This window comes from Mycobacterium sp. Dal123C01, assembly GCF_052566995.1.
This window is the reverse complement of record NZ_CP199580.1, coordinates 1575743-1596953: the sequence shown is the minus strand read 5'-3', so window position 1 is coordinate 1596953 and position 21211 is coordinate 1575743. Positions and strand designations below refer to the sequence as shown.

Below are 21211 nucleotides of genomic sequence, written 5' to 3'. Positions count from 1 at the left end.
CCAGATGCATTCCTGTCGTCGGGTTTACGCCGCACAACCGTGGGCACTCAGCCGGCCGAATGACACCGGGAGCAAGACGATGATGGTCGATTCCGACGGTCCGGTTCAGTCATCCTCTCCGCGAGAGAGCGCGAGTGAGGCTGACCTTGCGGTGCGCTTCGAGCGCGAGGCTCTCCCATTGCTCGACACGCTCTACCGGGGTGCGTTAGCGCTAACCGGGGATCGACTAGAGGCAGAGAATCTCCTGGAAGAGACGATGATGAACGCCCACAGGCAGTTCGGCTCACTTTCCGAGAGCACCAACCTGAGGGCCTCGTTGTATCGGCTGTTGACCAACGCCAATTGGCGATTGGCGTTGGCTCGGGAGCACCCAGCGACACGGCTGAGCTTGGCGGAGGTGGAGGCGCTCGAGGCGTTGCCCGCCGCAGTGTTCACCAAAGCCCTGCAGGCGTTGCGACAAGACGCCCGCATGGTGGTGTACTACGCCGACGTGGAGGGCTTCTCTTACGCCGAGATCGCCGACATCACCGACCGCTCGGTCAGCGCGGTGATTTCACTGCTGCACCGCGGCCGCCATCAATTGCGGCACGTGCTGCTCGCTTGCCGCGAGCAGGCAGCATGCCAGTTTCTGGGGGATGCGTCGAACAACACGGCTCGGGTACGACGCCCGAAGCCGCAACGCGCGAAGCCGAAATACGTGCCGCTCCACCGGTTATCCGAGGGAGTCACTTGCGCAGATCAACTTGACTGGTTCGATCGTGAGATCGTTCGCTACGTTCTGTTGTGGGCGCCCAACGGTGAGGGGTGGGGCGAGGATGTCTATCCCACGTTCGGCTTGACCGTCGAGCAGTTACTAGAAAGATTTCACCGGATCATCGACACATCCGTGCCTCGCTTGGGTCGCCTCGCCAAGTCCGATCGCGAACTCATGGACAAGGCCCGCCAGCTCCCAAGGATCTTCGGGCAAGCGCGGTAGGACATATCCGCCGACCTGGTCGGCCGAGAATTCGAATTCGGCACGTTAAACAAAAGGCGTTGCGGTGGAACGTGATTCCCACGCCGGATATTCTCCGGCGATAGCAGCGACTTCGTTCACGCCGAGGTCGTGGAATGCGGGGAAACCTCAACTGCCACTGCGCATTCCGATTGGTGATGCCGCACGTGCGGTGTTGGCCGCCCGTAAAGCTGCCCGCGGCGACATCCCGTTCGCCAGCTAGGCGTGGCGGGCTGCTTCCTGAGCGAGCTGTACCCGGGAGGTCAAGCTCAGCTTGGTGTAGACGTGCGTGAGATGAGACTGCACCGTACGTGGTGACACGAAAAGCCTTGTCGCGATGTCATTGTTGGCCAGTCCTTCGCTGACAAGTCGCACCACGTCCTGCTCGGCCGGCGTGAGTGAGTCCCACCCACTGGTGGGCCGTTTGCGTTGGCCGCGGCCGCGCTGCGCGTAGGCGACCGCTTCCTGGGTGGACAGGGCCGCGCCCTCGGCCCACGCCGTCTCAAAATCGCTGTCGCCCATCGCCTCTCGCAGTACGGCCACCGTTGCCTCGTAGTCGGCGTCCCAGACCTTGAACCGCATCGCGCCCATGTGCTGCCGAAGGGCTGCCGCAGCGCCGCAAAGGCGCGCCGCTTCGCGGTGACTACCGGCGTCTGCCGCCACTGCGGCCAGACATTCGAGCGTGTCGGGAAGATAACATAGTGGCCCGAAACCTTCGGGGATGCTTGCCAACGCTTCATGGGCATCACGTTCAGCCTGGTCCGGCTCGCCCTGCGCAATCGCCACGCGGGCGCGCGTCGTCAAAGCCGACATCTGGACGGCCCAACCGGTCGCTGTCGCGACCGCGTCGTCTGCCCAGCGCCGGGCAGTGGCCAGATCTCTGTTTGCCAGCGCGGCCTGGGCAATGACGGGGCGCTGGTGCACGGCGTAGCCCGGCAGGACGCCGGCGGCCTCCCAGGCCGCCGCGCTCGCGTCCAGAGCCTCCCCGACATCGCCTTCGGCCAGCGCCGCTTGCGTCAACGCCAGGTGACAAAGACCATCGACGACCACGCCAAATACGGTGGCGAATGCGAGGCCGGCGTTGCCCGCGGCCCGGGCCGCACTCGCGTCCCCCTGCCACGCCAGCACGGTGCACTGGTGCGCGAGGTTGGCCGCCTCGGAGATCCCGTCGTGAGCGGCTTTGGCCTCGGCCGCGACCGCCCGGAATTGAGTCAAACCTCCGCTCAGATCACCCCCGTATATCTGTGCCAGTGCGAGCGACGTGCGGCAGTGCCGCGAGTTGAACCGATCACCAATCGCGTCGGCAAGGTCGCGTCCTTCCTTGGCGGCCACGCGCGTTGTGATCGGATCGCCGGCGAGAATCGCAGCGTGCGCCTGCCAGGCCAGTATCTGGCAGAGCCGCCATTTGTCGTCGGACTCCCGGGCGAGTTCGAGCGCCTCGGCAAAGTACTCGCCAGCCAGCTCGGCGTTATAGGCGGCGGCGAATCCGCACGCGGTCAGCGCCCTTGCCAGCAGGGCCGAATCGTCTACGTCGCGCGCAAGCGCCAGAGCATGTTGGGCCGTTCCCACGCTGTCCGCGGCGCGCATCGTCGAATCAAGCATCGCTTTGTCGGCCATTGCCCGCGCGCGTACCTTGGCCGTCACCTCGGCGTCCTGCTCGACATCGTGAGTGAGGACCGCGTCGAACCACGCCATCCCTTCCCGAACGCGCCCCCGCGCGAGCCACACCGGCTGCAGCGAGGACACCAGCGCCAGCGCCTGCTCGGTGCCGGAGTTCTCGCAACTCCATCCGAACGCAGCCCGCAGGTTGTCGATCTCCAGCTCGGCCCGCTCGATGTGTTGCTCATAGTCGCGGCCGGCCGGCGCATCGACCGCAGCGGCCATGGACGTGTAGTAATCGCGGTGCCGGGACCGGATGGCGTCGGCTTCTCCGGATTCGCCGAGTTTTTCCAATGCGTACTGGCGAACCGTCTCCAGTAGCCGATACCGAGTGCGGTCTCGGCTGTCGTCGGCCACCACCAGAGACTTGTCGACCAGCAGGCTGAGCTGGTCGAGCACCTGGTAGCGCGCTACGTCGCCGGATCCGGCGACCGCCTGCGCTGCTTCGAGGTCGAAGCCACCCACGAATGCCGCCAACCGGCGGAACAACACCCGTTCGGGTTCAGTCAACAGCGCATGCGACCAATCCACCGAGGCACGCAACGTCTGCTGGCGGCGCACCGCGGTGCGCGCGCCGCCGGTCAATAGCCGGAAGCGGTCGTGCAAGCTGCCGAGAATTTCGGCCAGCGACAACGCCCGCACTCGCGCCGCCGCGAGCTCGATAGCCAGCGGCAAACCATCGAGCCGAGAGCAGATCTCCGCCACCACCGGGGCATTGTCGTCAGTGACGACAAAGTCCGGCCGAGCGCGCCGAGCTCGATCGCCGAACAGTTCGATGGCTTCACCATCTAACGACAGCGACGGCACCCGCCAACCCACTTCGCCGGCAACTCCGATCGCCTCGCGGCTGGTGGCGAGCAGCGTCAGTTTCTCGGCGGCACCGAGGAGCGCCACCGCCAGCTCCGCGCTTGCATCCAGCAGATGCTCGCAGTTGTCCAACACCATCAGCATCTGACGGTTGGCGACGAAACGGGTGAGCGTCTCCATCGTGGAGCGGCCCGGTTGATCGGGTAGCTCCAACGCGCGGGCCACCGCGATCGGCACGACGTCGGGATCGGTGATCGGCGCCAGGTCTACATACCAGACTCCGTCGGCGAAATCGCTTGTCAGCTGGGCCGCGACTTGCACCGCAAGCCTCGTCTTGCCGACTCCTCCCGCACCGGTCAGCGTCACCAACCGGTTTCCGGCCAGCAGTTCTCGCAGCTGAGCCAGCTCGGATTCCCGGCCGACGAAGCTGGTCAACTGCGCCGGAAGTCGCTGGGAGACAACCGCTTTAGCAACCCGAAGCGGCGGGAACTCGTTGACCAGATCGGGATGGCACAGCTGCACCACCCGCTCAGGCCGGGGCAGATCGCGCAGCGGATGGGTGCCCAGATCCGTCACCCAGGTGTCCGCCGGAAGCCGGTCGACCACCATCTGCTCGGTCGCCCCCGACAACAAGGTCTGGCCCCCGTGCCCCAGATCGCGCAGCCGTGCGGTCCGGTTGATCGTCGGACCCGCGTAATTGCCCTCATCGCGCAACTGCACCTCACCGGTATGCACACCAATGCGCAACCGGATCGGCGCCAGCGGAGCGCGCTGCAACTCCAGCGCCGCCGACACCGCATCGGAAGCACGGGCGAACGCCGCCACGAAGCTGTCGCCCTCACCCTGCTCGACCGGCCGAACGCCATCATGGCCGGCGATAATCTCCGACACCGCGTGATTCAGGCGGGCGATCGCCGCAGTCATCTCCGCGGGCTGGGTTTCCCACAGCCGCGTCGAGCCCTCCACATCAGCCAACAGCAACGTCACCGTGCCGGTTGGTAACAGACCGCTCACGCCCAGTTCGCTCCAATCCACCAGCGGCACGTCCACGCGTGGATCAATCTCGCTCATGTTAGTCAGCATGCGGCGGCCACCGTGGGCAAAACATCGGCGGAAACGCGCAGATTGCAGCCAATCGGGGGCGGAGACCGCGGCGCGGTCCGCCGCCGGCGAAAATCGTGAAGATTGATCACCCTGGTGTGAAAAATTCGTTAAGAGCGGTGCGTGACGCCGCCGCAGACCTCAATTTGGAAGCATGACGCTGTTCGAGCTGCTTCCGTCGCTGCGGCACGGACTGAAGCCGCAACTCGATCGCGCAATCTGGCCGTTGAGTGCCGACGTCGACGACCTGGGCCGGCTGTGTGTCGGCGGGCTGGCCGTCACCGAGATCGCCGCCGAGTTCGGCACGCCCGCCTACGTGGTGGATGAAGAGGACTTTCGGGCCCGTCTTCGCCGCTATCGAGCCGCGCTTCCCGGGGTCGAGCTGGTCTACGCCGCGAAGGCACTATTGAGCACCGCGGTGGCCGAGTGGGCCGCCAGCGAGGGTGCCGGCCTGCACGTCTGTTCGGCCGGCGAACTGGCCACCGTATTGGCCGCCGAGGTGCCGTCGTCGCAGATCATCCTGCACGGAAACGCCCAGACCGGCGGCGAACTCTACGACGCGGCCGGCGCCGGGGTAGGCCGCATCGTCATCGATTCCCCGACCGAAATCGCGCTGCTGGCCGCGCGGGTGCGCCGCCGCCAAAGCGTGCTGATCCGGGTGATCCCCGACATCGTCGGCCAGGACGGGGCCAGCTTCGGCTTTGCCTTGCCGGACGGCCGGGCGGCCGGTGCGGTCAGGCGCGTCCTGGATCAGCCGTGGCTGAACCTGGTCGGGCTGCACTGCCACCTCGGGTCGCAGCTCACCGACGCAGCGCTACACGGTGCGGCGATCCGCCAAATGGTCGCCCTGATGGCTGACGTGCGCGACCGCTATGGCGTCGTGCTCGGCCAGCTCAACCTCGGCGGCGGATACGCGGTCCCCTATGTTTCCGGCGATCCCGAATTCAGCCCACGCGCACTCGCCGCGGTCATCGAGGGCGCGCTCACATCCGCGTGCGCCGAACACAGCTATCCCCGCCCGCAGATCGTGATCGAGCCGGGTCGAGCGATCGCCGCGCGCGCCGGAATAACGCTGTACCGGGTGATCTCCGTCAAGCACCAGCCCGACGGACGCACCTTCGTCGTCGTGGACGGCGGAATGGTCGACAACCCGCACGAAGCACTCCGCGGCGTGAAATACACAGTGGCAGTGGCTAACCGGCATGTACCAACCACGACCGCACCCGTCACAATTGTGGGCCGGCATTGCGAGACCGGAGAAGAGATTGCCCGCGACGTCGAGTTGCCCACTGACGTCTGCGCCGGCGACCTCCTGGCGGTGGCGTGCACTGGCGCCTACCACTATTCGATGGGATCCACCTGCAACTTGGTGGGTCGCCCACCACTCATCAACGTCGCCGCCGGCCGGCCTAGGGTGCTCGTCCGCCGAGAAACGGTCGCCGATCTGCTGGCCCGCGACTGTGATTGGTCTCACCCGCCGGACCGCCGTGGGTCGGCGACAATGGTTATCGACAAGGCGAGGGGGGAATAGGCATGTCTGACATGGCTGTTGACCCGCGCGGTGACGGTTGGTCGCCTATCGCAAACCGGAACGACCACAAAGGTGCAACCACAGTGCTTCCCGCCGAGAACCGTTCGACGACGGTGACTGCGCGGGTGCTGTCTGTAGCGGCGTGGTTGCCCGCCACCATCGCATACGCCGCCATGCTGGTCGGGGTCTCGTTCTTGCTGACGGCGCTCGGCCCGCACACGCACGATGTCGCGGTGAGCGAGATGAGCACCAATCTGCACAATCTGGCCCACGGCCACGTGGTCACGTTGGTCGGGAGTGCGTTTATCAGCGATAGCGGCCGTGTGCTTCTTTGGCTGCCGGGCCTGGTCTGCTTGCTGGCTCTGGGCGAACTGATCTGGCGCAGCAGGGGTTTGGTTGTCGCGTTCGCACTCGGTCATATCGGTGCCACGTTGATCGTGGCAGTCTGGCTGGCCACTGCGCTACAGGCGGGGTGGCTGCCGATGTCCCTGGCGCGCGCCACCGACGTGGGGATGAGTTACGGCGCGGTTTGCGTCCTCGGGGCGCTCACAGCGTCGATACCGTCGCGGTGGCGGCCAATCTGGATCGGTTGGTGGGTGGGCAATGCAATCGCCATGGCCTTGAGCGCCGAGTTCACCGCCATCGGTCATGTGGTTGCGCTGCTGCTCGGCATTGCTGTGTCCTTCCGACTGCGCTCGATCTTGCGCTGGACACTTCTCCACTCGGTTTTGCTGGTCATCGGTTCCGCGTTCGGCTATCTAGTGCTGTGCGGACCAGCGGGCCCGGCCCCGGTCGCCGGCGTGGCCGGCGCACTGATCGCGCTTGTCGCCGCCTGGGTAATGCGGGGACGCGACAGCGCAGCATTGACACAGCAGCAGCCGGGAATGGTGCCGCAGCGGGCACAGCCGTAGCCAATCCGGCAAATCACCCGCATCAGTCCCAAAGCCTGACCCGGAAATATCCTGCTATCCCTGTTCGGGCCAGTCGCCTTGCGGGTCAAGGCCGTCCCCGTCATCCCAGCCCTCGTGGCGTCTGGCGCGGGGGGCGATGATGCGGCGTCGTAACTCGAGCAACAATTCCTCGGTGGAGGCATAGGACAGCGCTTCGGTGGAGGCCCGCGACAGCGGGTTGTGGATCGTCCGTCGGAGGTTGACCACGAGCTCTTTGGGCTCGCCGCCCATCAGAATGGTGTCGATGCTGCCGGGCGCCCAGGCAAGTTTGTTCTCGAGCATGGCGTAGGTTCCCGGGCTGGCCTTACGCACACCATGCTCAATGTCGGCGAGCGTACGCAGGGTGAACTGCAGACTGCCGGCCAGGTCGGTGCGGCTGCGGAAGCCCAGCGCGACCCGCCGACTCACTATGTAGTGGCCGAGCCGTTCCAGGGCGCGTCGGTCCATGCAGGGATCATGGCGCGCCAGGGCGGCAATGTCGAGTCGCCATCCACTTTTTGTTCCGTCCGATGCGGAAAATAGCGGAAATCATTTCCTCGGTATGCCCGCTAGATCGGCCCTGACCTGGGTAATCGTGTCCCAGAAGAGTTCCTCCACCTTTTCCCGAGACGACCCGACCACCTCGACCCTCGGCACCCCGGCCAGTTCCCGGCGCACCACCTTGGCGTCCGGCAGGGCGTCGCCGGTCCACCATTCCTGGCGGACGGCGAAGTCGTCGAACCGTTCGCCCTCGTCCGTATTGCGCAGCGCGCCGCGACGCTTGCTCACCGGGACTCGCGCCCACCACTCCGCCCGCCAGTAGGGGCCGTCATAGGCGCACGGCGGGGCGCCTATCTGCCATTCCTCCACCTGGACCGGTTCGGCCGGGGCAATGCCGTTGTAGTCCCGAGCGAATCCGCGGGCCTGGTCGCTCTCGAGGTACACGCGTTCGACGCGGTAGGTGTCGCCGCTGCCCGCCGTGACCACATACACCGTCGTCATCGCCGCCTCCGGTCTCCGCTGGTGGGCTTCAGTGTGCCAGCACCCGATGGCCATGTCCGACAAACCAGCGCGGGCGTCTCGGATGGCAACAACCGGAAGCTTGGGCGCATAGTTTGCCGTCAGCTGCACATCTGACGGGAATTAAGTTGACATGATTGCACTATATTTCCTACTATTGCAGGGCGTGCGTCGGTGCGAAGGGCTAGCGGCGGTTGCACACACCGAACGACAGCAGGTAGGCGAACCCTTATGACGAAACCTCAGGTGGGCTCCGGCCAGCAATCCGACACGGGTGATGGCAGCGATGTCGAAGCCCAGGTGAGGATCTGATGCCGACACACAGCCCGGCCGTCGCAGTCGCGACCGCAGCAGCGGAATGCCGCGCAGCCCGGGCCGCGTGGGTCACGAAGGCGCGATGTCGCTCGATCAATCCCGACGAACTCTTTGTTGGCGGAGCGGCGCAGAGGAAAGCGACTCTAATTTGCCGGCACTGTCCGGTCATCGCCGAGTGCTTCGCCGACGCGCTCGATAACCAGATGGAGTTCGGCGTTTGGGGCGGCCAGACCGTACGCCAACGACGAGCGCTGCTGAAGCAGCACCCTGAGGTCGTCTCCTGGTCAAAGCTCTTCGCCGCCCGTCAGATGGTGGCACTGACCAACAAATAGCCGTTCGCAGGTCCGGTCCTGACGGTTGTGCGACCAGTTATCGGGCGAGTTCAAGCAAACCGAAAGGAAATCGACCAAGTGACAAACACGCCAACCAACCCCAGGGGCGCCGAGAGTCCTACGCGCGGCGTGATCGCCCACGCGCAGACGCTCACAATGCGGAACCGCCTCGCCGCCAACGTCGCCCCACCGCAAGTCCCCCATTTCAGGACAGCTGATCTGTCGGAATGGTCTGCGGTGAGTCCCGAAGAGTGGGAACGCTATTTCATCCTCTCGAAGCGCGGCGCCGATGTTGCCGTCGAGATCGACGGGAAACAGCTAATGGACGGCACCCTGCGCGGGCTGCGTATCTTGCTTGCCGTCGGAAATCATTCCGACGGCCTCGACTCGGCTGGTGCACGTGCCGTTGTCGCCGACCTGCAGGCTGCGGCCGATGAGCTGGATCGCTTGTCGGCGCCCCACGCGCCGGTGACTTCGTGAAGCGTGGCGGACTTCCGCGCCGATTTTTCTAAGGTCAACGCCCCTTCAAGTCGGTATCCCGACTCGGCTGTACTCGTTTCGGTTCGCCGGGCATCTTGGGGTAATTCGGCGGATAGGGCATATCGCCCAGGCCGCGCTCTTCGTCCGCCTCGACCATCTCCAGCACTGGAGTAAGCGATTGCACCACCTCATCCATGCCGGCCCATGGGTCGTCGCGGCGCTGCACCAGGTCGGGCACGGTCGCCATGGTGTAATCGTCCGGCTCGGCGCCGGCCAACTCGTCCCACGTCAACGGTGTCGAAACGGTCGCGATCGGCGTGCGTCGGACCGAGTACGGCGAGGCCATGGTGCGGTCCCGGGCGTTCTGATTGAAGTCGATGAAGATGCGCTCGCCGCGTTCCTCCTTCCACCACGACGTGGTCACATCGTCCGGCGCCCGGCGTTCGACCTCGCGCGCCAACGCGATACCCGCGCGGCGCACCGCGATGAAGTCCCAGTCGGTGGCGATCCGGAGGAACACATGGATCCCTCGCCCCCCGGATGTCTTGGGATATCCGACGAGACCGAGCTCCTCTAGTAACGGCCGCAGCACGTCGACCGCGACCGTGCGCGCCTGTTCGAAGCCGACGCCAGGCTGGGGATCGAGATCGATACGCAACTCGTCGGGGTGCTCGGTGTCGGGGCAGCGCACCTGCCACGGATGCAACGTGACCGTGCCCATCTGCGCCGCCCACACGATTGCTGCCGGATGGGTCACCATCAGCGCGTCGGCGGTCCGTCCCGACGGGAAGGTGATCCGGCAGGTCTCCAGGTAGTCGGGATGATGCTGCGGTATCCGCTTTTGGTAGATCTCCTCGCCGTCGATGCCGTCGGGAAAGCGCTGCAGGTGGGTGGGCCGGTTACGCAGGGAGGCCAGCATCGGGCCGCCCGCCACGGCGAGGTAGTACTCGACGAGTCGTCGCTTGGTGCCATTCGATCCGAGCTCCGGGAAGTACACCTTGTCCGGGTTGGAGAGCCGCACCGAGACGCCGTCGACGTCGAGCTCTTCTGCTGCAGCGGCCATGTCTCGATTCCAGCACGTCGCGCGTCAGAATGAACAAATGGACTTGCCCGTCATGCCTCCGGTTTCCCCAATGCTCGCCAAGTCAGTCAAGGCGATCCCGCCGGATGCGTCGTACGAGCCCAAATGGGACGGATTCCGATCCATCTGCTTCCGCGACGGCGACCAGGTCGAACTGGGTAGCCGCAACGAGCGGCCGATGACCCGCTACTTCCCCGAGCTGGTCGCGGCGGCCCAGGCCGAGCTGCCGCAGCGCTGCGTGATCGACGGTGAGATCGTGATCGCCACCGACCACGGATTGGACTTCGAGGCGCTGCAACAACGCATTCACCCGGCCGATTCGCGGGTGCGGATGCTCGCCGAGCACACCCCGGCGTCATTCATCGCGTTCGATCTGCTGGCCCTGGGCAACGAGGACTACACCCGGCGGCCCTTCAGCGAGCGCCGCGCCGCTCTTGTCGAGGCTTTGGCTGGTTCTGGTTCTGGTTCGGGGGCCGATTCCGGACCGTCGATTCACGTCACGCCGGCCACCACCGACCTGGAGACCGCGCACCTTTGGTTCGACGAGTTTGAGGGAGCCGGTCTCGACGGCGTCATCGCGAAGCCACTGACCATCACGTATCAGCCGGACAAGCGCATCATGTTCAAAATCAAGCACGAGCGGACGGCCGACTGCGTGGTCGCGGGCTATCGAGTGCACAAGTCGGGCGGCGACGCGATCGGCTCGCTACTGCTCGGGCTCTATCAGGACGATGGTCAGCTGGCCTCGGTCGGCGTGATCGGCGCGTTTCCGATGGCCGAACGGCGCCGGCTCTTCACCGAGCTGCAGCAGCTCGTCACCAGTTTCGACGACCACCCGTGGAACTGGGCCGCGCACGAAGCCGGCGAGCGCACCCCACGCAAGAACGAAACCTCCCGGTGGAACGCGGGCAAGGATCTCTCGTTCGTCCCGCTGCGGCCCGAGCGCGTGGTCGAGGTCCGCTATGACCACATGGAAGGGCGACGGTTTCGCCACACCGCACAATTCAGCCGGTGGCGCCCCGACCGCGATCCGCGCTCGTGCACCTACGAACAACTCGAGCAGCCGGTCACCTTCAGCCTCGGCGACATCGTCCCGGGCCTGGGCTAACAGGCGGCTGCGCTCCGCATCTCGGGCGGGGTTCACTACGCGTTCGGCATCGACGCGCGAGGCCAGTCGGCCATTTCCATACAGCGTTTGCACAGCCACCTAGAAGCGAAAACCCGTTGCGGTGGCAACGGCGGCAGCGGATTCTTGGTGTCTAGACGGTTAACGGAAAGAAGTCAACAGATGAACTCGGCGGCATTCATGAGGCCCTTGGCCATAGGAACCTTGGCGGCTATCGCGCTTTCATCAGGAACGCCGGTCGCACATGCAACTACGACGGATGACTTCCTTCGACAGGTGCGTGCGAATGGGGTCGGACTCCACAAATCAAATGCCGCCTTGGTTCAGGACGCTCAGGAAGTGTGCGACATGCTCGACTACCAGGAGTCGGCCTTTCAATACCTTGACCAGCACTCCGGTCTAGACGACAAGCAATCCGCCATGTTCGTCACCGTCTCTGTCAAATACTTCTGCCCACAGGCCACACCCGGATAGGCCTCGATCAGCGGGTCACGTTCAGCCTGAGCGACATCGTGCCGGCCTTGGATAAAAGCGGCTAGATCGAAAAGCCGATAACCCACGACCAAGACTTGCCTTATTGGTAGGCAGGCAAATGCCGTCGTGGTAGGTCATAATTCTTTACCGCTTGTTTGGCGGCGGAAAGCAGATCCTTAATGGATAGGTCGAAAGGAAGTCAACGAATGAACGCTGCGGCGGCCGTGCGGAAGCCCCTGGGAATCTTGGCGGTTGTCGGGCTTTTGTCGGCAGCGGCGGCCCCGGTCGCGCAGGCAACTCCAACGGATGACTTCCTCCGTCAGGTGCGTGCAAACGGTATCGGGGTCAACGCACCGGATGCCGGCGTGATCCAGGATGGCAAGGAGGTGTGCGACATGCTCGACTATCAAGAGGGCGCGTACCAATACCTCAATCAGCACTCCGGTTTAGACCGGAATCAGTCCGCCTTCTTCATCGCCGCTTCCGTCACCTATTACTGCCCGGAGTTCGCCCCCAAGCTGGGCCCGGGTCACTAAAAGCACAGCGCTGTCCGACTCGCCACCCGAGATCACACCGCGACCGTCAGCTCCGATAGACCCCGCAGCGTGACGTTCGCCTTGTACTGCGGCGCGCTGTCCAGCCGAGCGCGCGGAAAACGTGCCGTCACCTCCGATAGGGCAATGCCGGCTTCCAGCCGGGCCAGCGGCGCACCCAGGCAATAATGCAGCCCACGTCCAAAACCCAAGTGCCGCAATGTCCCCCGATCAGGATCGAAGGTGTCGGGTCGATCGAATTCGGCGGGATCCCGGTGTGCCGCGGCGAGCAGCAGCATCATCACATCGCCTTCGGGCACCTCGATTTCCCCAATTGTCATGTCGTCGAGGGCAATTCGGCCAACCATTTGAACCGGCGGGTCATACCGCATGGTTTCCTCGATAACCGCCGAGACGCGAGTGGCGTCGGCGCCCAGCGCGGCCCATTGCGAAGGCTCCCGCAGCAGCGCCAGGATGGCGTTGCCGATCAGGTTGACCGTGGTCTCGTGACCGGCGACCAGCAACAGCAGGCAGGTCGAGACGATCTCCTCCGCGGTCAACTGATCGCCGGATTCCACCACCTCCACCAGACCCGACATCAAGTCGTCGCCGGGCTGCGAGCGTCGCCGCTCTATCAAGCCATGCAGATACTCGCGTAACCACGTGCCGGCATCCAGTCGCTCCTGCAGACCGTCGGAGGCCGAACCGGTGAACGTGACGAACGGATCCAGTGCCTGTGCCAGCAGCCCCGACGCATGGCTGAATTGCGGCTCGTCTTCGAGGGGCACACCCAACAGCCGGCAGATGACCGCCACCGGAAGCGGATAAGCGAAATCTTCGACGACATCGAAGCGGCCGTTCTCGGCAATCCGGTCGAGCATTCCGCCGACCAGCGCGCTGATGTCGGGCCGCAGTGAGTTGACCATTTTGGGTGCGAACGCCTTGCTGACCAACTTGCGCAGCCGGGTGTGATCAGGGGGGTCGAGGAACAGAAATCCCGGCGGCACCTGCGCGGGCGGCGGCGCACCGGCGGCGGTGAGTTCCCGGATCTGCGCTTCAACCTGCTCTTGAGCGCGCGTCGACTTCATCCGGTCGCTGCTCGACGAGGGGTGTCGCAGCACGTCGTCGCAGTCCCGGTAGGTCGAGAAGACGGCAAGGTGCGCATCGGGCAGCAGGATCGCTCCGCGCTCGCGAAATTGTGCGCCCAGCCGATACGGGTCGGCCCGATTGCCCGGGTCGAGGAATCCGAACAGCAACTTTTGTGATTCGGCTTGCTCAGCGGGTCCGGCGGGCTGAATCGGCGCAGTCGGCATGCACACATTGTGCATGCCGCACTAAAAGAGGCCGTTCGAATCGGGTGACCGCCAGCACGTCAGCAACTAGCATGTGCACATGAAGTTGCCCCGGGCATGCAGGTTGGGGCTTGTTGCCGCTGTCCTGGCTACTCTGGCCAATGTGGCCGTGGCTACTCCGGGGCACGCATGCGCGTGCGGTGCGGTGGTTCCTCCCGTCGGCGGCCAGGCCGCCATGAACCATGAAGTAGCACTGGCGCATTGGAATGGATCCAGCGAAACCATCGTCATGCAGCTTGCGCTGAATGCCGACACGAACAACGTCGCTCTGGTGGTGCCGACCCCCACACCGGCGACCGTCACGGAGGGCGACAGGGCGACATTCGCCGAGTTGGACACGCTCACCGCCCCGCGGGTTCAGCAACGCCGGCACTGGGTGCTGGGGCGGATGGGCTCGGGTGCCCCCGCGCCGCTCGAGGGCGCAGCTCCCAGGGGTCCCACGGTCGTCAGCCAGGTTCACCTCGGGCCGCTGGAGGCCACGACACTGGCCGGCGGTGACCTGAGCGGATTACAAAAGTGGTTGGACGACAACGGTTATGCCATCCGGCCGGCGGTGTCGGACGCGCTGGGCCCTTACCTGCGTGACGGGTGGTCGTTCGTCGCGATGCGACTCACCAGTTCGGACCCGATCGTCGGTGGGCTCAACCCGGTGAGATTGAGCTTCCAGTCGTCGCAATTGGTCTATCCCATGCGCCTTTCCGTCGCGGCCCCGAGCCCGCAGCAGGTCACGATCTTCACGCTGTCCGATCATCGACAGCAACGCACCGACGCCGACGCCGCCGCCGGGGCCGGCCAGTCCGTCCAAGTCCAGTTCGCCGGCAACATCTCCGCCGGCGTCCGCGACCCGCTGCTACGCGAATTGACGGCAAATCACGGCGGGTACCTGACCAAGATGCAGGTGAACATCCCGAAGCCGGCACAGATCTCCTCGGATTTCACCTTCGGCAACGCCGCCAACGATGACGCGTACCGGCAGGTGATCTATGTCGACCGCGACGCCGTGATTCCAATCGAGCTGATCGTGTTTGCCGGATTCCTTTTCACGGTGATCGCGGCGACGGTGATCATTCTCGTGGTCCGTCGCCAGCGGCGTCGGCGCGCTTAGCGGCGCAGAAACTCCACGATGTGATTGGCCAGTTCTTCGCCGGCGTCCTCCTGTAAAAAGTGCCCGGCACCGCGGATCAGTGGATGTTCGATACCTTGGGCGCCACGCATTTCGCGCTGAAAGATCTCGGCCATCGGTCCGGTGATGGGATCGCTGTCGCTGAAGGCGACCAGCATCGGCGTCGGGCTTACCGACAGCTTCGCCCAGGCCGCCTTGTTGGCGGACGAAGCGGGATCGTCGGGCGAGGTCGGCACCAGAGGGGGCATGGCGCGCGGCCCGGCGCAGTAGTCATCATCGACGAACGGTGCGTCGTAACCCGCACGGGCCCCGTCGCTCATCTGCTGGCGACAACCCGACTGGACGAACAAGCCGACGTTCAGCTTCGGCATCGTCGTGATGGCCTCGCGGAACCGCCACCAGACCTCGGCCATCGGCTGTTCTCCATCGGGCAGCCCGGTGTTTGCGACAACCAACCGGGCAAAACGCTCGGGATGCTCTGCAGCCAAACGCAATCCGATCAGCCCACCCCAGTCCTGACCGACCAGGGTCACGTTACGAAGATCGAGGACATCGAAGGCCAACGTCCGCATCCATTCGACGTGACGCGCGTAGCTGTGGTCTTCGCGGCGGACGGGCTTGTCCGAACGACCGAACCCGACCAGATCGGGGCAGATGACCCGGTGCCCGGCAGCGGCTAGTGTCGGGATCATCTTGCGGTACAAATACGACCAAGACGGCTCACCGTGCAACATCAGAACGGGGTCGGCGTTCTGGGGCCCGTCCTGCACCCAAGCGATCCGCAGCACACCGCCATCGCCGTCGGGGATCTCGGAATACCTTGGTGCATAAGGGAACTCCGATAGATCATCGAACCGCTCGTCGGGTGTTCGCAGCGTCTCCATGTCTGGAACATACGCCGCGGGTCAAGCTCCTTCAGTGCAGCCCGTCAACTCCGGATGCGCCATCAACAGATCGAGAAAGGCGCGCTGCCCCTTGAGGAGTTTGCTGCGTGCCTGTGCCACCGAAAACCACTCGACCCGATCAACTTCGGGGAACTCCCGCACCGTGCCCGAGCCCTTCGGCCACTCCAGCTCGAAGGTGTTGCTGTGTGCGTCGGTGACGTCGAGGTCGCCCCGGACGGCGAAGGCCGTGACCACCTTGCCACTGGGTTGTTTCAGCGTCCCCAAGTCGACGTGCGGGCCGGCCGGAACCGGCAGCCCCAACTCCTCGGAAAACTCGCGCTGCGCCGCGGCCCAGGGATCCTCGCCGTCGGTGTACTCACCTTTCGGAATCGACCAAGCCCCGTCGTCCTTGCGGGCCCAAAATGGGCCACCCGGGTGCGCGATCAACGTTTCGACAACACCATCGCAAATTCGGTACAACAGCACACCCGCACTAAGTTTGGGCACCGCGCTCAGACCCCAACGGCGCGTTCCAGATCTTTCAGCGACGACTCCAAGTGCGCGAGCAGACGCTGCAGGTGCGGGACGCTGCGCCGGCAGCCGACCAGACCAAAGTCGAGCGTGCCGGCGTTACTGACCAGGGTGATGTTCAGGGCTTGGCCGTCGAGAATCGCCGACAGCGGATAGCTGCCGTCCAGGCGGGCGCCTCCGTAGTACAGCTGCTCACGGGGCCCCGGAACGTTCGAGATGATGAGGTTGAAGGGCGGCGACGTCGACGACACCCATCCAGGAACCGCCGCCAAGGCCAGCGAGCCCGTGTTCATCGCCGAGAGCGCCAACGCCTGGGGCCTGGGTAACTGGGAGAACACCTTCTTGTTCGATTGCATCGAGTCGCTGATCGCCTCTAGCCGCTTCGCGGGATCCTCGATGTGGGTGGCCAGGTTGCACAGAATCGCTCCGACCAGGTTTCCCCCGGCGTCGGCCTCCTCGTCGGTGCGCAGGCTCACCGGGACCATCGCCAATAGTGGCGTGTCCGGCAGGGCGTCCTGCTCCAACAGGTAGTAACGCAGGGCACCCGAACACATCGCCAGGACGACGTCGTTGAGGGTCACCCCCGCCGCGTTCTTGACATTCTTTATTCGGTCCACCGACCACGACTGCGCCGCGCACCGGCGGGCGCCGCCGATCTTGACGTTGAGCATGGTGCGCGGGGCCCCGAACGGCAGCGTGAGCTGCTGCTCGAAGAAAGCCGCACGGGCCAGCGACACCGTCGACGGTGCAAGTGCCGCAAGGGATCCCGCCGTACGCATCAGCGAACTTAGCCGCGACGACGGCGCGGACTTGCGTTTGGGTTTGCGCAAACTCCAGGGCGCTCGAATCTCGGCGTCGTCAGGATCGTTGGACAGTGCGCGTTGCATCAGCTTCAGGGCGGAGACGCCGTCGATGAGCGAGTGGTGCATCTTGGTGTAGACCGCGAAACGGCCGTCCTTGAGTCCCTCGATCACGTACGCCTCCCACAGCGGGCGGTGGCGATCGAGCAGGCTGCTGTGCAATAGCGAGGTCAGCTCGAGCAGATCGCGGACCCGTCCCGGAGAGGGCAGCCCCGAGCGCCGGACGTGATAGTCGATGTCGAGGTCTTTGTCGTAGGACCACCCGAGATTGGCGATGCCACCAAGGAACGTGGCCGGACGTTTGAGGAAGGTGGGCTGGAAATCCTGCTGGGCGACCAGGCTGTCGTAGAACTCGCGCACGAACTCCCGGCCGGCATCCTCCGGGGGTTCGTACAACGAGAGGCCACCGACGTGCATGGGATGCTCACGGGATTCGCCAAGCAGAAATATCGAGTCGGTGGGGCTCATGAGTTCCATCCACCAATTAGACGCCTACCGGGAAGCAACCCGCCAGCACTGCGGGGCCGAGGTTATTCCGGCCCGATTGACCACGACGAGGTCGCGATCAGGTCGCCGCGATCCAAGGCGGCGGCGCGATGCTCGTGCACCTCGAGGTACTCCGGATTCGTCACCATGTCGATGAAGGCCTGAGGCGATGGGTATTCAACGATGAGAATCGCGTCCCACCAAGGCCGTTCACCTTCGCCTATCACCACCGTCGGCGCTCCCCCCGCGTAGCGGACGGCAGCGCCGACGCGTTCGAGGTGCGGAGCGACCTCGCGTCCGTATTGCAGGTAGCGCTCCAGGCCGCCCTCGGGCCGGAACTTCAACAGGTTGACCATCACCACCGGTGCGTCAGCCGGTCGGGCGGCCAGCGCCGCGAACTGCTCGGGAGTGGGTTCCAGCACGCTCATCAGGATCGCCCTTCCCTCGCGGTTGTGAGACCCACACTAATCACATTCGATCCGATAGCGTGGCGACTCCGTCACCGCTGAGGTACGGCAGCGCGCAGGGTCTTCCCGCGAGCACGGACGCGAGGTGAGCGGCTCGCCCGGTCACCGTGGGGCCATCGGCGCGACGAGACCAGTCAGCATCGGTGGCAAGCAGATTCAGACCACGGGCCCGCGCCGCCGCCGGAACGAACGGATTGGGTACCCGCACCTCAGTGTTGAGGACAGCGACGACGGTCGACACGGGTACCGCCGGCTCTTTGCCCAACGCGGACGTGATGTCGAGTTCATGGATGACGTGGTCCCCCAGCAGCAGCGGCTTCGGGAAGATGCGGCCGATTCCCCGCGGACCCCGCGCCAGCGCGATGAAGTCGTCGATCAACTGGCCCGGCTCGCGTCGCGCCGCCAGGCTACGGGCCAGATCGGTGTTCGCCGCGTCGAATGACCCGCGATGCCGCAGCATGCTCGCGGTAACTGCCGATAGCGCGGCCCCGTAGCCGATGACAAGATGGGCCAGCACTTCATGATTGGTCCACTGGGTGCACAGGCTCGGCTTGGCCCATTGCGCCGCGCTGATATCCCGAGCCAACTCGGCGAGCCTGGTGTCGTTGTCCCGCAACGCGTTAGCTGACCCGGACACCCAAGTGCTCCTGCAAGAAGGTCGTTTGATCGGCGAGCAGCGCACCCAGCAGCGGCGGGTGATAGATCTGGAAGTGATCGCCGTCGTAGTGCCGCACCACGCCGCGCGGTGCCGCAGCAGCGACATCTTCGGCGTGGCGTGGGTCCATCAAGGTTTCCCGACGCGACACGCAAACGAGAAGTGGTGCTTTGATTTTCGCCGCACCGCGCTTCGCGCTGCTCGGGGCGATTCCGAGGACATCCATCGCCGCAATGCGGTTATCGAACGTGCATCCGGGCGGGACGGTCGAATACCAGCCGTCCAGTGCACCGGCGACCGTGACCGCGGCCAGGCCCCCGGGCCTGCCAACGATGGGGACATATGTTCGGCCGGCCCTGCACGCCCGGCGAAGCGCATCCGCCGCGATGACCGGCGTCAGCCGCAAGACGGGCAGAATGCCGCCTCGCTGCAGAGTTCCCGGCCCGTGCACGATCGGGCATTGCACCACCACCGCCGCTACCTCGACGCCGTGCGCCGCCGCTTGCAACACGTGTAGCGCTCCCAGGCTGGTCCCCCACAGACCCAGCCGGGCAGCGTCGATGCTGTCGTGCTGACGCAGATAGTCACACGCCGACGCGACGTCCTGGCGGTGCGCGCGCATGCTGAACTGCTGACGAGGCTCGCCATCGGACTCGCCGGTGTACCGGTAGTCAAACGCAAGAGTGGCGACGCCGGATTTGGCGAAATGCTGCTCGTATTGCGACAGCAACATGCCGTGGGTAGCGCCCAGACCATGTGCCAGCACCAGGCCCGGGTGCGGACCCGGGCCATCGGGAAGCGTCAGCCAGCCCGCACAACGGATACCGCGCGACGTGAAGGACACCCTTGCGGTGTCGTAGCCAGCGTTCATGTGAGATCCTTCCATAGATACGTACACCGTACGTTTTAGCTTACGTACGGTGTACGTGTCAATGGGTGCACACGATGAGGAGGCCGGCGTGCGGGCACGATTCACTCTCGCCGAGGTACGGGCGCAGGCGATCCAGATCGTCGACAAGGACGGACTCGCGGGCCTGAGCATGCGATCACTGGCGGCGGCGTTGGGCACCGGACCAATGACGCTCTACAACTACGTCAAAGACCGCGAGGAGCTCGAGGGCCTCGTCGCCGAAGCGGTGCTCGCCGATGTCCGGCTGCCACGCCGGTCAAACGATTGGCACACCGACGTCAAGGCCGTCGCCACCGCCATCTGGCGAACGGTGCGACAGCATCCCAATGCCGCGCCACTGGTGTTGACACGCCGCACGGTATCGGCGGCCGGCTACCTTCCCGCTGAACGCCTGGTCGAAGCGCTGCGACGTGCGGGGCTGAGCGACCTCGATGTGCTCGCCGCATTTCGCGGGGTGCTGAGTCTCGTAATGGGCGCTGCCCAAGTCGAATTGGCCGACCCGTTTGCCGCAGCCGACCGTGAACAATCCAATGCGGTGATCGCCAAGCGAATCGGCGACCTCGCCGGCACCGAGCATCCGCACCTGGCCGCGCTGGCACAGACCAGCCAGCGTTCGACCATGGGCACCGACTTCGACCGAGCCCTCGACATGCTGCTCACCGGCATCGAAGCGGCTACAGCAGGTCGGTGATGGTCTTCAGACCCGCGTCGTAGAGCACGCCGGGCAGCATGCCGCCGTCGCATTCGATAGTGGTGCCGTTGACGAAGTCGGCCTGTCCGCTGGCGAGGAAGACGCAAACGCGTCCCACCTCCGCGGGCTCACCCGCGCGGCGCAGCGGAACGGCGGCGAAATACTTCTCGCCGGTCGGGTCGTCCTTGGGCAGCACGAACGACCGGAAGTTTTCGGTCATCGTCGGGCCCAGCGCCACGCAGTTGACACGCACCTTCGGCCCCCACTCCTCGGCCAGGGATCGAGTGAGATGGTTGAGGCCGCTCTTGGCCGCACCGTAGGAGACCAAGGTCGGTGATCCTGCCGGGTGCCCGGCGCCGCTGGAGATGTTGATGATGCAGCCGACGCCGTCCTGAATGGACATCTGCCGATAGGCGCGGATGGCGAACCACAGCGGACTGATCAGGTTCATCTGCACCGCGAACGCGTGGAACAGCGCGGTGCGCTCGTAGTCGTCGTCGCTGCGCGGTGCACCCTGAAGGCGTTGCACGAGTTCGGGAATGCTCTCCACGTGCGGCGCCGGGACGGTACCGCCGGCGTTGTTGACCAGGATGTCGACCCGGCCGTGGGTGGCCACGACGTCGGCGACGAAAGAGTCGATCGATCCACTGTCGCCTTGGTCGCAGACTCGTTGCGAAGCACGTGGCGCCCACTCGGATTCGGTGTCGACGCCGGGAATGGTCTTCAGCGGCGAGCGCGAGCAGCCGATGACCGTGGCGCCGGCACGGAGCAGTTCATGGGCGATCCCGACACCCACGCCGCGACTGGTTCCGGTAACGATCGCGATCTTGCCGTCCAGAGCGCTCATCGACCGACCTCCTTACGGCGCGT

The 21211-nt window shown here is 65.2% G+C and carries 22 protein-coding genes; 10 read left to right on the top strand and 12 right to left on the bottom strand.

All coding sequences use genetic code 11. The features are described from left to right. Positions 1 to 79: 79 nt before the first annotated feature. Positions 80 to 976 carry a sigma factor-like helix-turn-helix DNA-binding protein gene (locus tag ACTXG5_RS07615; RefSeq protein WP_445159834.1) on the top strand — a complete coding sequence of 299 codons (897 nt, stop codon included), beginning with the start codon at positions 80 to 82 and terminating at the stop codon, positions 974 to 976. Between the two features lie 237 nt (positions 977 to 1213). Here ACTXG5_RS07615 and ACTXG5_RS07610 read toward each other — a convergent pair whose 3' ends face one another. Further along, positions 1214 to 4474, bottom strand: coding sequence for a helix-turn-helix transcriptional regulator (locus ACTXG5_RS07610; protein WP_445164304.1), 3261 nt, complete (start codon positions 4472 to 4474; stop codon positions 1214 to 1216). A gap of 241 nt (positions 4475 to 4715) precedes the next feature. Between ACTXG5_RS07610 and lysA the strand changes: the two genes are divergently transcribed. Together lysA and ACTXG5_RS07600 are read left to right on the top strand one after the other, a co-directional pair. Then, the gene (lysA, locus tag ACTXG5_RS07605; RefSeq protein WP_445163099.1) at positions 4716 to 6092 is read left to right on the top strand and encodes a diaminopimelate decarboxylase; all 1377 of its coding nucleotides are present in this window, start codon (positions 4716 to 4718) and stop codon (positions 6090 to 6092) included. Between the two features lie 113 nt (positions 6093 to 6205). Continuing rightward, positions 6206 to 7003: a rhomboid-like protein gene (locus ACTXG5_RS07600; RefSeq protein WP_445164303.1), complete on the top strand. Its 798-nt coding sequence runs from the start codon at positions 6206 to 6208 to the stop codon at positions 7001 to 7003. Positions 7004 to 7057: 54 nt separating this feature from the next. On the opposite strand, the gene ACTXG5_RS07595 is transcribed toward ACTXG5_RS07600, so the two are convergent. Both ACTXG5_RS07595 and ACTXG5_RS07590 read right to left on the bottom strand, forming a co-directional pair. Then, the gene (locus ACTXG5_RS07595) at positions 7058 to 7489 is read right to left on the bottom strand and encodes a hypothetical protein (RefSeq protein ID WP_445163098.1); all 432 of its coding nucleotides are present in this window, start codon (positions 7487 to 7489) and stop codon (positions 7058 to 7060) included. A gap of 81 nt (positions 7490 to 7570) precedes the next feature. Continuing rightward, positions 7571 to 8023 (bottom strand): hypothetical protein, encoded by a 453-nt coding sequence (locus tag ACTXG5_RS07590; RefSeq protein WP_445163097.1) that lies wholly within the window; start codon positions 8021 to 8023, stop codon positions 7571 to 7573. Between the two features lie 329 nt (positions 8024 to 8352). Here ACTXG5_RS07590 and ACTXG5_RS07585 point away from each other — a divergent pair, with 329 nt between their 5' ends. Both ACTXG5_RS07585 and ACTXG5_RS07580 read left to right on the top strand, forming a co-directional pair. Beyond that, complete coding sequence (locus tag ACTXG5_RS07585; RefSeq protein ID WP_445163096.1) at positions 8353 to 8688, top strand: WhiB family transcriptional regulator; 336 nt, start codon at positions 8353 to 8355, stop codon at positions 8686 to 8688. A gap of 78 nt (positions 8689 to 8766) precedes the next feature. Further along, positions 8767 to 9168 carry a hypothetical protein gene (locus tag ACTXG5_RS07580; RefSeq protein WP_445163095.1) on the top strand — a complete coding sequence of 134 codons (402 nt, stop codon included), beginning with the start codon at positions 8767 to 8769 and terminating at the stop codon, positions 9166 to 9168. A 34-nt stretch (positions 9169 to 9202) separates the two neighbouring features. Here ACTXG5_RS07580 and ligD read toward each other — a convergent pair whose 3' ends face one another. Next, complete coding sequence (ligD, locus tag ACTXG5_RS07575; protein WP_445163094.1) at positions 9203 to 10231, bottom strand: non-homologous end-joining DNA ligase; 1029 nt, start codon at positions 10229 to 10231, stop codon at positions 9203 to 9205. 37 nt (positions 10232 to 10268) lie between these two features. Between ligD and ACTXG5_RS07570 the strand changes: the two genes are divergently transcribed. From ACTXG5_RS07570 to ACTXG5_RS07560, 3 genes are all read left to right on the top strand, one after another. After that, positions 10269 to 11357, top strand: coding sequence for an ATP-dependent DNA ligase (locus tag ACTXG5_RS07570; protein WP_445163093.1), 1089 nt, complete (start codon positions 10269 to 10271; stop codon positions 11355 to 11357). Between the two features lie 180 nt (positions 11358 to 11537). Further along, positions 11538 to 11849, top strand: a complete 312-nt coding sequence (locus tag ACTXG5_RS07565; protein WP_445163092.1) for a DUF732 domain-containing protein — start codon at positions 11538 to 11540, stop codon at positions 11847 to 11849. A 206-nt stretch (positions 11850 to 12055) separates the two neighbouring features. Further along, positions 12056 to 12385: a DUF732 domain-containing protein gene (locus tag ACTXG5_RS07560; RefSeq protein ID WP_445163091.1), complete on the top strand. Its 330-nt coding sequence runs from the start codon at positions 12056 to 12058 to the stop codon at positions 12383 to 12385. A gap of 32 nt (positions 12386 to 12417) precedes the next feature. Here ACTXG5_RS07560 and ACTXG5_RS07555 read toward each other — a convergent pair whose 3' ends face one another. Then, positions 12418 to 13695 carry a cytochrome P450 gene (locus tag ACTXG5_RS07555; RefSeq protein WP_445163090.1) on the bottom strand — a complete coding sequence of 426 codons (1278 nt, stop codon included), beginning with the start codon at positions 13693 to 13695 and terminating at the stop codon, positions 12418 to 12420. Positions 13696 to 13774: 79 nt separating this feature from the next. Here ACTXG5_RS07555 and ACTXG5_RS07550 point away from each other — a divergent pair, with 79 nt between their 5' ends. Then, positions 13775 to 14839, top strand: a complete 1065-nt coding sequence (locus tag ACTXG5_RS07550) for a DUF2330 domain-containing protein (protein ID WP_445163089.1) — start codon at positions 13775 to 13777, stop codon at positions 14837 to 14839. Here ACTXG5_RS07550 and ACTXG5_RS07545 read toward each other — a convergent pair. The 6 genes from ACTXG5_RS07545 to ACTXG5_RS07520 are packed head-to-tail and all read right to left on the bottom strand — an operon-like array spanning position 14836 to position 19611. Beyond that, the gene (locus ACTXG5_RS07545; RefSeq protein ID WP_445163088.1) at positions 14836 to 15741 is read right to left on the bottom strand and encodes a haloalkane dehalogenase; all 906 of its coding nucleotides are present in this window, start codon (positions 15739 to 15741) and stop codon (positions 14836 to 14838) included. The two genes, ACTXG5_RS07550 and ACTXG5_RS07545, sit on opposite strands and share 4 nt — an antisense overlap. A gap of 21 nt (positions 15742 to 15762) precedes the next feature. Next, positions 15763 to 16248: an NUDIX domain-containing protein gene (locus ACTXG5_RS07540; RefSeq protein WP_445163087.1), complete on the bottom strand. Its 486-nt coding sequence runs from the start codon at positions 16246 to 16248 to the stop codon at positions 15763 to 15765. 5 nt (positions 16249 to 16253) lie between these two features. After that, a complete protein-coding gene (locus ACTXG5_RS07535; RefSeq protein ID WP_445163086.1) occupies positions 16254 to 17609 on the bottom strand; it encodes a WS/DGAT/MGAT family O-acyltransferase in 1356 nt (451 codons plus the stop codon). Positions 17610 to 17662: 53 nt separating this feature from the next. Then, entirely contained in the window at positions 17663 to 18046 is a 384-nt protein-coding gene (locus ACTXG5_RS07530; RefSeq protein ID WP_445163085.1) for a DUF1330 domain-containing protein, read from the bottom strand. A 40-nt stretch (positions 18047 to 18086) separates the two neighbouring features. Continuing rightward, a complete protein-coding gene (locus ACTXG5_RS07525; RefSeq protein WP_445163084.1) occupies positions 18087 to 18722 on the bottom strand; it encodes a maleylpyruvate isomerase family mycothiol-dependent enzyme in 636 nt (211 codons plus the stop codon). Next, entirely contained in the window at positions 18706 to 19611 is a 906-nt protein-coding gene (locus ACTXG5_RS07520; protein ID WP_445163083.1) for an alpha/beta hydrolase, read from the bottom strand. The genes ACTXG5_RS07525 and ACTXG5_RS07520 overlap by 17 nt, the downstream gene beginning before the upstream one ends. Positions 19612 to 19672: 61 nt before the next feature. Between ACTXG5_RS07520 and ACTXG5_RS07515 the strand changes: the two genes are divergently transcribed. Further along, the gene (locus ACTXG5_RS07515; protein ID WP_445163082.1) at positions 19673 to 20341 is read left to right on the top strand and encodes a TetR/AcrR family transcriptional regulator C-terminal domain-containing protein; all 669 of its coding nucleotides are present in this window, start codon (positions 19673 to 19675) and stop codon (positions 20339 to 20341) included. On the opposite strand, the gene ACTXG5_RS07510 is transcribed toward ACTXG5_RS07515, so the two are convergent. Next, a complete protein-coding gene (locus ACTXG5_RS07510) occupies positions 20325 to 21188 on the bottom strand; it encodes an SDR family NAD(P)-dependent oxidoreductase (RefSeq protein WP_445163081.1) in 864 nt (287 codons plus the stop codon). The two genes, ACTXG5_RS07515 and ACTXG5_RS07510, sit on opposite strands and share 17 nt — an antisense overlap. Positions 21189 to 21211 lie beyond the last annotated feature (23 nt).